At 31.0% G+C, this 13,176-nt stretch carries 10 protein-coding genes; 9 read left to right on the top strand and 1 reads right to left on the bottom strand.

The window, feature by feature from the left end; translation table 11 throughout:
* The first annotated feature begins 18 nt into the window (after positions 1-18).
* Positions 19-723 (top strand): hypothetical protein, encoded by a 705-nt coding sequence (locus tag QZU90_RS06295; protein WP_295605889.1) that lies wholly within the window; start codon positions 19-21, stop codon positions 721-723.
* A 314-nt stretch (positions 724-1,037) separates the two neighbouring features.
* A complete protein-coding gene (glmS, locus tag QZU90_RS06300; protein WP_296856210.1) occupies positions 1,038-2,822 on the top strand; it encodes a glutamine--fructose-6-phosphate transaminase (isomerizing) in 1,785 nt (594 codons plus the stop codon).
* A 223-nt stretch (positions 2,823-3,045) separates the two neighbouring features.
* Here glmS and QZU90_RS06305 read toward each other — a convergent pair whose 3' ends face one another.
* Entirely contained in the window at positions 3,046-4,110 is a 1,065-nt protein-coding gene (locus QZU90_RS06305) for an acyltransferase (protein WP_295605887.1), read from the bottom strand.
* 148 nt (positions 4,111-4,258) lie between these two features.
* Between QZU90_RS06305 and glf the strand changes: the two genes are divergently transcribed.
* From glf to QZU90_RS06340, 7 genes are all read left to right on the top strand, one after another.
* Positions 4,259-5,353: a UDP-galactopyranose mutase gene (gene glf, locus QZU90_RS06310; protein WP_296856212.1), complete on the top strand. Its 1,095-nt coding sequence runs from the start codon at positions 4,259-4,261 to the stop codon at positions 5,351-5,353.
* 33 nt (positions 5,354-5,386) lie between these two features.
* Positions 5,387-6,178, top strand: coding sequence for a DUF4422 domain-containing protein (locus QZU90_RS06315; protein WP_296856214.1), 792 nt, complete (start codon positions 5,387-5,389; stop codon positions 6,176-6,178).
* Between the two features lie 295 nt (positions 6,179-6,473).
* A complete protein-coding gene (locus QZU90_RS06320; RefSeq protein WP_296856216.1) occupies positions 6,474-7,424 on the top strand; it encodes a hypothetical protein in 951 nt (316 codons plus the stop codon).
* An 84-nt stretch (positions 7,425-7,508) separates the two neighbouring features.
* A complete protein-coding gene (locus QZU90_RS06325) occupies positions 7,509-8,936 on the top strand; it encodes a flippase (protein WP_296856218.1) in 1,428 nt (475 codons plus the stop codon).
* Between the two features lie 107 nt (positions 8,937-9,043).
* Positions 9,044-11,149, top strand: coding sequence for a pyruvate formate lyase family protein (locus tag QZU90_RS06330; protein ID WP_296856220.1), 2,106 nt, complete (start codon positions 9,044-9,046; stop codon positions 11,147-11,149).
* Between the two features lie 73 nt (positions 11,150-11,222).
* A complete protein-coding gene (locus QZU90_RS06335; protein ID WP_296856222.1) occupies positions 11,223-12,458 on the top strand; it encodes an MnmC family methyltransferase in 1,236 nt (411 codons plus the stop codon).
* 5 nt (positions 12,459-12,463) lie between these two features.
* Positions 12,464-12,991 (top strand): flavodoxin domain-containing protein, encoded by a 528-nt coding sequence (locus tag QZU90_RS06340; RefSeq protein WP_296856225.1) that lies wholly within the window; start codon positions 12,464-12,466, stop codon positions 12,989-12,991.
* Positions 12,992-13,176: the final 185 nt, after the last annotated feature.

Here is a 13,176-nt window from a genome sequence, read left to right on the forward strand (position 1 = left end):
ATATTGAGGATTGTTTTTATGGAAAATAATTCTCTCAATAAGGCTAATGGCAAAGCTATGTCTAAAGAGGAATTATCTGAATATATCTTATCAGCTTATGATTCAGGCAAGACCATGCTGGACATTGCAAAGGATGTTGGCAGAAGCAAAATATATGTCAGCAAGATCATCCATCAAGTTTATGATGATGAGGAGATTAAAGTTCGCCAATACAATAAATTAAGAGGTCAAAACAAGTTTGATTTTTCAAAATACAAGAGCACCTCTGGAATTTATAGGGTAAGCTTTGTTGAGAACAAGAGAAATGGAAATGACTATTGGTCATACCAATATTATGAAAACAGCAAGCTAAGAAGAATTGTTTCTGTAAATCTATACAAATTAAAGGTAATCGTTTTGGATAAAGGATTGGATTGGATAGAATTTACAGATGAGGCTAGTGATTTGGTCTTGAAATATAGGGAAACCTATGATGAGTCTTCATTGGAAAGACAGAACAAAACAGGATTTTTCAGAGTGACAAAGCGTAAAACCAATACCAAACAAGGTTTTACTTGGGCTTATTCATTTAAAGAAAACAATCAACTAAATTTCGTCAGTTCAGTAAATATCAGCACTCTTAAGGCTAAGGTTTTAGCTAGAGGATGGCAATGGATTGAATTGACTGATGAAGCAAAAAGATTGGTTGAGGAAAATTCTAAGAAACTTCAAGACAAAAACTAAGTCTTTTTAATATTTGCTCTTCTTTTTTAATGTATGCACTTATTTTTTTTAATTTCAACTACTTAATTTAGTTAATCATGTTAAATGATTTTTTCTTTTTTTTCATTATTTTTAGAAATATTTAATTAATTCATTTTAAATATATAACATTAATATTTAATTTTTAAGTAAAAGATTTAAATAAAATAAACTATAAATGATTTATAATTATCATAAAGATTTATAATTATTAGAGATTTATAATTATCATAGATTAATTTACTCAAAATGTAAAATTTATTAATTATTATTTCATTACTTTATTTGGTGATAATATGTGTGGAATTGTTGGATGTGTATTGAAAAATGAAAATGTGGCACCCATTCTTTTGGATTCCATATCCAAATTGGAATATAGGGGATATGACTCCATTGGTTTAGCTACTGCTTGTGATGGTAAGATTAATCTTAAAAAGGATGCCGGTAAAATAGATGAAGTTAATGCTAAATTAAACTTTGAAGAAATGCCAGGCAGCTATGGAATTGCCCATGTAAGATGGGCAACTCATGGAGATCCAAGCAAGGAAAATTCACACCCGCATTTGAATTCCGCAGGAACTATCGCTGTAGTTCACAATGGTATCATTGAGAACTATTTGGCAATCAAGGAAGAACTAATCTCTGAAGGATATGAATTTAAGTCAGACACTGATACAGAAGTAATTCCACACTTGCTTGATAAATTCATGAAAGAGGGATTGGATTTAGAAAAAGCTGTTCGTAAGGTTATAGGCATTATTGAAGGGGCTTATGCTCTTGCAGCTATTTGTACAGATGAGCCGAATAAAGTTGTAGCTACCCGTAAGGACAGTCCTTTAATTGTAGGAATTGGTGAGGATGAATACTTCGTTGCATCTGACTCTCCAGCTATTTTGAAATATACCAACAATATAGCATACCTTGATAAGGGGGATATAGTTATACTTACTGAAGATGGCGTTACCTTCAAGGATGAAAATGATAAGGTGATCAAAAAGGAAATTGATGTTCTTGATTGGTCTCCTGAAATGGCTGAAAAAGAAGGCTATGACCACTTTATGATTAAGGAAATCAATGAGCAGGATGTTGCAATCAAAAATACTTTAGCTGAAAAAGATAAGGTTAAGGCTATTGTCGATGAAGTTAAAGGAACAATCAACAGGGTTGTTTTTGTTGCATGCGGAACATCTTACCATGCTTCATTGACTGGAAAATATCTTATCGAGTCTTTGGTAGGCATACCGACTGAGGTCTTGCTTGCTTCTGAGTTCAAGTATTCAGCTAAGGCATTGAATGACAAAACCCTTGTAATATTCATTTCACAGTCAGGTGAAACTGCAGACACTTTGAAGGCATTGGATGCTGCTAATGAAGTGTCCAAAACTTTAGCAATTGTAAATGTAAGGGGAAGTTCCGCTACAAGAAGAGCGGATTATGTTATTCAAACCCAAGCAGGTCCTGAAATCGGTGTAGCAGCTACAAAAACCTATGTAAGCCAATTAATAGCTATTTACTTATTCTCTGCACTCCTTGCAGATGATGAGGAATTGCTTAAAAGATTGGAAAAGGTTCCTGATTACATTGATGAGGTTCTTAAGAAGCAAGGAATCATTCGTGAAATTTCTCATTTATACAAAAGGGATAAGGATGCATTCTTCATTGGAAGAGGTTTCTCTTACCCTATCGCTTTAGAAGGAGCTTTAAAATTAAAGGAAATTTCCTATATTCATGCTGAAGGTTATGCTGCAGGTGAACTTAAGCATGGTCCAATCGCTTTGATTGATGAGCATATTCCTGTAGTTGTAGTTGCACCTCCAGGAGAAGATTATAAAAAGATCATGAGCAATTTGCAAGAGGTTAAGGCAAGAGGTGCTGATATATTAGGTATTGGTGCCATAGGAGATGAGGATTTAGTGTCTGAATCTGATAATGTATTCTTAATTAATCCGGAAGTAGATGATATCTTAGCTCCGCTTGTTTATATAGTTCCACTTCAATTATTAAGTTATCATGTGTCTGTAATTAGAAAATTGGATCCTGATAAGCCTAAGAATTTGGCTAAGTGTGTGACTGTAGAATAGTCCCCCCAGCTTTTACTCGCCTATGGCTCGTAAAACCTGGACCAAAATTCTTTTCTATAGTTGGGGAGTGAATCTTTTAACTCCTTTTTTTATTTTATATTTTTAATTTAATTTATCTGTTTTTAAACTATTTTTTCTATTTTTAACTATTTTTAACTATTTTTAAAAAAAGAATTATTTATCTATTTAATCCTAAAAAATTATAAAAAAAGAAAAAATGAGCTTATTTTCTTCCGCTTCCTATTTCAAGAATTGGAATTTTGCTCATTGTAAATATGAGTAACCAGCTTAATCCAATAATGATTACTGAACTGACAGGTAACCAAAGGTAAGCGTTGGTTTTTACTATTGGAGCTAAAAAGCTTCTGGTTGTCAAGTATTGCAATAAGATATAGTGTGAGAAGTATATTCCAAAACTGCATGATGAGAATAAAAGAATTACTTCACCTATCTTTCTTTCCCTAATCATTTTTGCATCTTTTTTAATCCATTTCACACTTGCATACTTGAATGCTATGAAGAGTCCAATGGTTTCCATAATTACAAAGATGTCAAAGAAGTCTATTGGGGCAAGACCATATCCTCCAAGTCCCTTTAGGTATATCTTTGTAAAGTGGCCAGCTATACCAATAAGGAACACTATGCATCCTATAGCAAACATCTTCTTGTCAGAGTACTTGAACTGCTTGTTGTGGATATATGATCCCATAATGAAGTATCCTAGAACAGGGAAGAAGTTGAAGATTACCCTGAAATTGTATTTCATTTGAGGATAGTCAAAGAATCCAACAGTGTACAATATGGAGAGAATGAATGTAATCAGTATCAAGTATTCTGCTCCTTTCATTCCTTCTTCACGGATGAAACTGCCTATAACTGGAATGAGAAGATAAACTCCAATCAAGGACCAGATAAACCAGAATGGTCTTGAATAGTCCTGTACACCAAATGCAGTATCAATAAAATAAGTTATTGTTGGCTGGTAATGCCATATGAGAATTCCCGCAATAATGTACACTATAATCCAAAATAAAAATGGCAGGAATACACGCTTGAAACGCTTTTCAAGAAATTTCTTTACTTCATATTTTCTTGTCAAAAGAAGAGATCCACTAACTGTAAAGAAGAGTGGAACGCCAATACGTGTAAGTGAGAACACGCCACTACAGAATAGCCAGCTATAGAAATCATATGAAAACAATCTGGATACGTGTCCGATTACAACCAGCATGATTGCCAATGAACGAACTTCATCTAGATACAGTATACGCTTGGGACTAATGCTCATTTTTTATCACTAAGATTATATATTTTTGTTCGTATTAATAAAGATATTTAATATTTTCAAGTATTCCTTTGATTTTTATTAAGTTATTTATAATATAATGACAAATATAAATAATAATTAAAAATTGATTTTTATTATTGGTGTATTCATGAAATATGATTATTTAATTGTAGGATCAGGTTTATTCGGCTCTGTATTTGCATATGAAATGACTAAAAGAGGCAAGAAATGTTTAGTCATTGAAAAGAGAGACCATATTGGAGGAAATGTTTATACTGAAGAAGAATATGGAATAAATGTTCATAAGTATGGAGCTCATATATTCCACACAGACAATAAAGAGATTTGGAATTACATCAATCAATTTGCTGACTTTAACCGTTACACAAATTCCCCTGTGGCTAACTACAAAGGCGAATTATACAACCTTCCTTTCAATATGAACACATTTTATCAGATGTGGGGAGTGAAGACTCCTGAGGAAGCTAAAGCAAAGATTGAAGAGCAAAAAAGTGAAGCCAATATCAGTAAACCGAAGAACCTTGAAGAGCAAGCTATTTCCCTTGTCGGACAAGACATCTATGAAAAGCTTGTAAAAGGATACACAGAAAAGCAGTGGGGAAGAGACTGTACAGATTTGCCTGCTTTCATCATTAAAAGATTACCTGTAAGGTTTACTTTTGACAATAATTACTTCAATGATTTATATCAAGGAATTCCAATTGGAGGATACACCAAAATAATTGAAAAGATGCTTGAAGGTGTTGAAGTAAGATTGAACACTGATTTCTTTGATAATAAGGAAGAGTTTTTATCAATGGCTGATAAGGTTCTCTTTACAGGAATGATTGATCAGTATTATGACTATTGCTTTGGAGAGCTTGAATACAGAGGGCTTGACTTTGAGTTTGAAACTCTTGATATGGAAAACTATCAGGGAAATGCTGTTATCAATTATACTGATAGGGAAACTCCTTTTACAAGAATAATTGAACATAAGCACTTTGAGAATGCTATTTCTGACAAGACTGTTATTACAAGAGAGTATCCTAAAGCATGGAAAAAAGGAGAAGAAGCATATTATCCTATGAATGATGAAAGGAATAGTGAACTCTTTGCTAAATATAGAGAATTGGCAGATAAAGAGGATAAGGTTATCTTTGGTGGAAGACTTGGAATGTATCAATACTTTGATATGTGGAAAGTCATCGAAGAGGCTTTAAAATTAGCAAATAGTTTATAATAATGAAAAATATATTTTAATTAGGAAGAAAATATGAAGATTCAAGTTTATGTAGTATCACATAGTGAAGAAGATATTAGAGATATCGATGCAAATGATGTTTATGTACCTCTTTTTGTAGGAAGGGATGGAAAGGACAACCTTGGTTTTGTCAGTGATGATACTGGAGACAATATTTCAAACAAAAACTCTTCCTATTGTGAACTGACCGGTTTATACTGGATGTGGAAAAATAGTGATGCAGATATTATTGGTTTGGTTCATTATAGGCGTTATTTTGCTAATTGGAGATTAGGAAAACGTCTTGAAAGAAAGGATTTGGAAAAGATTTTTGAGGAATATGACATTATTCTTCCTAAAAAGACAACTGCCCTTTTAGGTTCAGTTTATGAAGATTATGATCATTGGAATTATGCAAAAGACCTTGATTTATGTGAAGAGGTAATCGCTGAACAGTGTCCTGAATATCTTGAAAGTTATAAAAAGGTCGTGAATGGTAAGGAACTTTATTACTACAATATGTTTATAGCTAAAAAAGAAGTCATTGGTCCTTATTGTGAGTGGGTTTTCCCAATACTTGCTGAAGTTGAAAAAAGAGTTGATATGACTGGATATGATGATTATCAAAAAAGAATTTACGGATTTTTAACAGAAAGGCTTTTTGATGTTTGGATGGATAAACAGAACCTTAAAGTTAAGGAATCTGATCTTAAATTGAAAGGTTTAAGGTTAATTGTTTATATGTGGTTTGTGAAAATACCTATTGTCAGATGGGTTTATGTGCATATTTATGCTGGTTTGTTTCATAAAGCTATGAGGCGTTAGTTTTTTTTCTTCAATTTAATATTTTTTACAGATTATTTAATGAAAAGGTGTCCTTGTCTTCATATAATAATGTTTTTGCTATAATTTTTAAAATTCTTTAAAAATGGTTTAATAGGGATTTTTATTTTAAAAAAGATAAATTTCAGTGCTTATAGTTAAACTTATAAGGGATTATTTAGAAAAAATTAACTAATATTATTGTTGGAATATCTGCAGAAAATTTGTTAATTAAGTAATTTATCATTATGCAGAGAACTTTTTTAATTTATTAATTATTTTTTCAGGGTTGGATGTAATGATGGAAATGGATTTTCTGAAGGAACTTTTAAAAGATATTTTAAAAAAATCATTTTTTAAATTTATAAAATTGACTTCTTTTACAAGAAGATATCAGTTTGAGGACAGATCTAATAATTCAGATACTTTATGTATGATTTTAGCGGGTTATAAAGAGTTTACATGGGATATTGTTTTCAAAAGAATAAAAGAATTTTCAGATGAAAATATGGATATTTGCATAGTTTCTTCAGGTTTGTATTCTGAAAGATTAAGTAAAATTGCACAAGAGAATGATTGGTCATATATTTCAACTAAAAGAAATTCCATTCCTTTAATTCAAAATATGGCATTAAAACTTTTTCCCAATGCAAAGTATATTTATAAGTTAGATGAAGACATTTTTGTGACAGAAAACTTTTTTAAAACAGTTAGGGAAACTTATGATAATGTTCAGGAGAAAGGCGAATATAATGTGGGATTTGTAGCTCCAATCATTCCGGTTAATGGTTATGCTCATGTGAAATTACTAAAAAAATTAGATTTGGTAGATTATTATGAAAAACATTTTGAGAAAATCAAATTTGCTGCTGGTCCTGATAGATGCATAGAAACAAATGTGGATGTGGCAAAATTTATGTGGGGTGAAAATGGTTTAGTTCCACATATTGATGATTTGGATAAAATGTTGCATGATATGCCTTTTAACTATTCTGCATCTACTGTAAGATTTAGTATTGGGGCTATTTTTTATCATCGAGATTTATGGGAAAAATTGCCCTATTTTAGAGTGGATATCACTAAGGGTTTAGGTGTAGATGAAGTTCAGTTATGTTCATTTTGCATAACCCATTCTAAAGGAATGATTATTTCAGAAAATACTGCTGTCGGTCATTTATCATTTGGTCCACAGAATCAAGAAATGGAAAAGTTTTTCAAAGAAAATCCCGATAGGTATCTTATTAAATGATAAAAATTTGATGAACAAAACAATTCATTATTTTATAATAACTTTAAGTTTATAAATTTCTAAATTAATTCTGCATGTGAAAATATGAATCAGATAAAAACTATATTTAAAAATGTTAGTTGGGTCACTTTATCTCAAATAGTTACAAATGTTTTTGCATTTTTTTGGACAATCCTCATTGCAAGATATTTGGGAGTAACACAATATGGGATTCTTTCATTTGTGCTATCTTTAGTAATGATTATTGGAATTGGTGAAGACATAGGTATTACAACATACACCACTCGAGAATTAGCACGTAATAGGTCACTCACTCAAAAATTTATAAATAATATTTTGCCAATAAAATTAATCTTATCTTTAATTTTACTAGTATTAACAATAGTTTCATTACATCTGTTAGGTTATGATTTATTAACTCTTGAATTAACGTTCATTATATTCTTTGAAACAATATTCTTAACTAATGCTAATTTTTTATCAGGAGTTTTTCAAGCGCATGAAAACTTAAAGCCAAGTTCTATTGGATCAATAATATGTAGTTCAGTATTGCTTACTTCAACTGTTATAGTGGTGATATTCGATTTAGGGGTTGTTTGTATAGCTATTTCTTATGTATTAGCGAATTTATGTTTCTTTGCCTATTTATTTAAAAATATTTGGGATGTTTTCGAATTTCCAAAATTTGATTTTGATTTTGATTTTTGGAGAAAAGCTATTCTAAAATCATTACCCTTCGGTTTAACTATGTTTTTTTATGGTATTTATTTCTCTATTGATGTTGTTATGATTTCTTGGTTGGCAAATGATTATGCAACTGGATTATATAATGCAGTATATAAAATTATTTCTGTATTTTCAGCATTTTATTTAGTTTATCAATATGTAATTTATCCATTAATGAGTAAATTATATTCTAAAGATCCAAATCTTTTAAAATTAAGTTTTAATCAATCTATTAAATATTCATTATTGATTTTATTGCCGATAATTATTGGAATGTATTTCTATTCCCCATATCTAATTGATTTAATTTATACTAATCAGTATGCTTTAGCTTCTCTGGCTATGCAAATACTTATTTGGGCAGTCATATTTTTATTTATTAATGGTGTAGCAACATCCTTGCTAAATTCTATAGGAAAAGAATTCAGTGTAACAAAGATTTATATCATAGCTGCCATATTTAATGTTGCTTTAAATTATTTATTAATTCCGAAATATACTTATATCGGTGCATCAGTAGCTACTGTGTTAAGTGAAATATTAATTTTAGGATTAATGTTGCATGCAATATCTAAAACTGACTATAAGCCAGATGTTTCCTTATTAAAAACAGTTATAAAATTAGTCATTAGTGGATTAATTCTTGCTATTGTTTTATATTACATTAATGTTTCATTATGGTTAGCAATCCCAATCGGTCTTGTGGTATATGTATTTGCTTTATTTATCACTCATTCTATTGATGATACTGATAAATACATAATCAAAGAGTTACTAAATAGGTAATTTTCTATTAAAAACTATAACTATTTTATAAAAGAATTATAAATAATATTATAGTAATAAATTTATCTAATTTTTTTCATTTTTAATAATACTTTAGGAGTTAAATCATGGGTCTATTTGATAATATTAAAAGCATTACTGGACGTAAATCAAAGGAAGGTTCAGTCAATAGTAGGCCTATCATTTATTCATCCACTTTCAATAAACTAAACAGAAGATTTGGAAATAGGGAAAAGGCAACTTCTTATTTGGCTTCCAATATGCACAATTTTTACATTTCCTCATCCAAATTTGATAAAGGGATTCAAATAAAGAATCTTTTTAGAAAAGTGGAGATTGATATTCCTAAAGAAGGTTTCATATACTTTTTAGATGAATTGAAAAATCTAAATTTTGATGGAAAAGTCATAAACGGCATTTCACCGGATTATTCAAAGTTCCTTCACAGTTCCGTTTATACATATAATGAATTCTATTTCCATCCCAAATCAGGTCGCGGTTTTGCACGTGATTTAAGTTCTGATTTCATTAAAAACCAATTGGATGCATTGGATGGAATTGAATTATTCATTTACAGCATAGTGAAGAAATTAAGAAATTCCAATCATAAGGATAGGGCTAAATTTGCCCGTTACTTTGAAAATATGATTGATGCTCCTGCAGAACACTTTGAAGAGGCATTGCAGAGAATTCTTTTCTATAATCAAATCTTATGGCAAACTGGCCATTCTGCAATTGGTTTAGGCAGATTGGATAAAATCCTTGAAGACTTTTATTTCGATGATCTTAACAGCGGATTTGTCACTCAGGAAGAAGTGTATGAAATTATAAAATCATTCTTAAAGACTTTACATTCTTACCAATGGTATAAAAGCGATGCATTTATAGGAGATACTGGTCAGGTAATTGTTCTTGGAGGTAAATATGAGGATGAATATGGTGAATATTACTTCTACAATGACTTGACTTACATGTTCATTCGTGCCATCGGGGAATTGAAATTATATGAACCTAAAATCGTGCTTAGGATAAGCAATGAAACTCCACGTGATTTAATAGAATTGGCTTTGGAAACCATCAGCAATGGAATTTCCAATATAATGTTCTCAAATGATGAGATAGTGATAGATAAGATGGTGGAGTTTGGCTATGAAAAGGCAGATGCTACAAATTATTCAGTTTCCAAATATTATGGTCCTGCAACTGTGGGAAAAGGATTGGAACAGAATAATATGGCTTGCATTTCATTTTTAAAACCTCTAAATGAGTTTTTTGATAATGAAACTCCTCAAGTATTGGACATGCTTGACAATTATGGAGAGCTATTTAATTCATATAAGTATTATCTCAAGAAAGAGGTTGAATCTGTAATTGAAACATTGGATGATGTTGTATGGAATGAAGATCCTTTGCTTTCATTATTCATTGATGATTGCAATGACAATCAATTGGATATATCCAAGGGTGGAGCTAAGTACAATCATTATGGAATCACAACAGTTGCACTCGAAAATACTGTAAACAGCTTGTATAACATTAAAAAGCTTGTCTTTGATGATAAGAAATACACATTGACTGACTTAAACAAAATGAGAAAGAATAACTTTAAAAAAGACAAGTATCAGGATGTTTATAAGATTTTAAGGAATATGAAGCCTTGCTTTGGTATGGATGATAGAGAAATAATCAATATTACAAATGATGTCATTCAATTATTAGAGGACTGTCTAAAAGACTACACTAATGAGTTTGGTGGAAAAATCAAGTTTGGCCTTACCAATTCTTCTTACATTTTTTCAGATGATGAAATATCTGCTTCATTCGATGGAAGAAAAGTTGTGGAGCCATTCAATCCTTACATTTCTTTAGATACTGAAAAGGATTTCACTGAAGTATTGCGCTTTGCATCAAAAATTGATTTGGACGGATGCAAATTCAATGGAAATGTGATTGATCTGATGTTTGCACCTAATTTCATCAAAAATCATTTTGATGTGCTAACCGATTTTGTCATTTCAAGCATTCAATTAGGATTTTTCCAAATGCAATTTAATTTGGTTAGCAGCAAAACTTTAATTGAAGCAAAGGAAGAGCCGGAAACCCATCCAAATTTAATTGTGAAATTTTGCGGATTCAGCACTTACTTTAATGATTTGCCTAAAGGACATCAGATCTTATTAATCAATAGGGCATTAAAGAATGAAGGCAAATAGATTTTAGAAATTTTTTTAGATTAAATAATGATTAATTTTTACTTTTTATAATTATAACAATTCAAGTGATTAAATGAGCTATGTTGAAGAGTCTACTGTAATTGATGAAACCATTTATGATTTAATAAATGAAGCATTTGACAATGAGAGAGAATACAAGGATGCCAAGTATAGAAATTCCATATTCTCTAAATATAATGACTATTTTGTGAAAACAGATGATGGATCATACAGCATCAAGTCAAAGGAAATAAATCATAAAGTCGAAACCCTGCATACATCAACAGGTGCAATCAGTGAATCATTTGAAAAGTTCATAAAGCCATTAAAGCTTGATTATGGTGAAGACATAGCTATTCTAGACATCTGTGCAGGACTTGGATACAATTCATCTGCAGCTATTGATGACTTCATGAAAAACAGTGATAGGAATCTTCACATTGACATGCTTGAAATATCCAAGCCAACCCTTGCAGCTGGATTGATGGTTCCTTCTCCAATAGAAGCTCATGACATTACCAAAAAGGCAATAGAGCAATCATTAATCGATTGTGGATATGCATCATTGGAACTTGAAAGCACTGAAATTCCATCAAACATTGACTTGAAGATTCATATTGATGATGCAAGGCAAGTCATACAGAAACTCCCTGACAAGACTTATGATGCAATATTTTTGGATCCTTTCAGTCAAAATATGTCTCCTGAGCTGGTCTCATTAGAATTTTTTAAACAATTTAGAAGAGTCATTAAAGATAATGGAATAGTCTGTACATATACTTCATCTTCTCCGGTAAGAATGGCATTTATTGAAGCGGATTTTTATGTATCCTTAGGTCCAATCTTCGGACGTTTTCAAGGTGGAACATTGGCTTCACCAAATCCTAAGAATCTCACTAAATCACTTCCAAAGAATGATGAGATAAAGATGGCATTGTCTGACGTTGGAATTCCATTTAGAGATCCAAATCTCAATCTTTCATCACAAGAGATACTTGATAATAGAACTGAAGAAAGACATATTGCACGTCATAACACTAAAATATCATCTGCAGTCAAGACTCCAATATTTTTAGGCCAAGAGATGGATGACGAGCCACTCAAAAGAAGAGTAGAAAGGAATTTAGCTAAAATGAACATTCCTGGAGTTTTATCTGAAGAGGCATTATATATTGTAGGGCCTGAAAATGACTATAAAGAGGAATATCTTGAGGATAACAATACCAGAACACGTGTTTTGGAAATGATGAAACGTTTGGATGAGATTAAAAATAACAGTAAACTCTCTCTTAAGGAAAATGGGGAATGAATACCATGAAAATAATAATTTATGCGTCTCAATACGGTTCAACAAAGCAGTATGCTGATGAGTTGTCTAAAAGAACAGGTATTGAAACAGTGGAATACACTGAGATTACAGACATAAATCAGTATGATACAATAGTTTATCTTGGACCTTTATACGCTGGAAGCGTCATGGGTCTAAAAAAGACCCTAAATAAAATCAGGGATGTTCAAGATAAGAAACTTATCGTTGGAACCGTTGGATTGGCAGACCCTAATGATAAAAAGAATAGGGAAGAGATCATGAATGGAATAAAGCAGCAGGTTCATGGATGCATTTATAATAAGGCAAGAGTATATTTCTTGAGAGGTGCAATAGATTATTCCAATCTTAATCTAAAGCACAAAACAATGATGGCATTTATCCATAGGAAAGTAAAAGGGATGAAGGAAGAGGAAAGGACCGCAGAGATAAATGCAGTAATTGAAACATATGGAAAGAATGTCAGTTATATTGATTTTGATACTTTGAATCCAATAATCGATGAAATTCAATAGGATATTTTGATGCTTTGAATCCAATAATCGATGAAATTCAATAATCTATTTCATTAAAAAACTTTTTAAACTAATAAGTTAATATAAGATATATAAATCTATTTTTTTATATTTTTAAAAGATTTTAGCATATTTACCAATTTTAAAGATTTATTAAATTTACTTTTTATTATTTAGCAAGGATG

Origin of the sequence: uncultured Methanobrevibacter sp., assembly GCF_902784195.1 — an archaeon.
In the GTDB taxonomy this organism is placed as follows: Archaea; Methanobacteriota; Methanobacteria; order Methanobacteriales; family Methanobacteriaceae; genus Methanobrevibacter.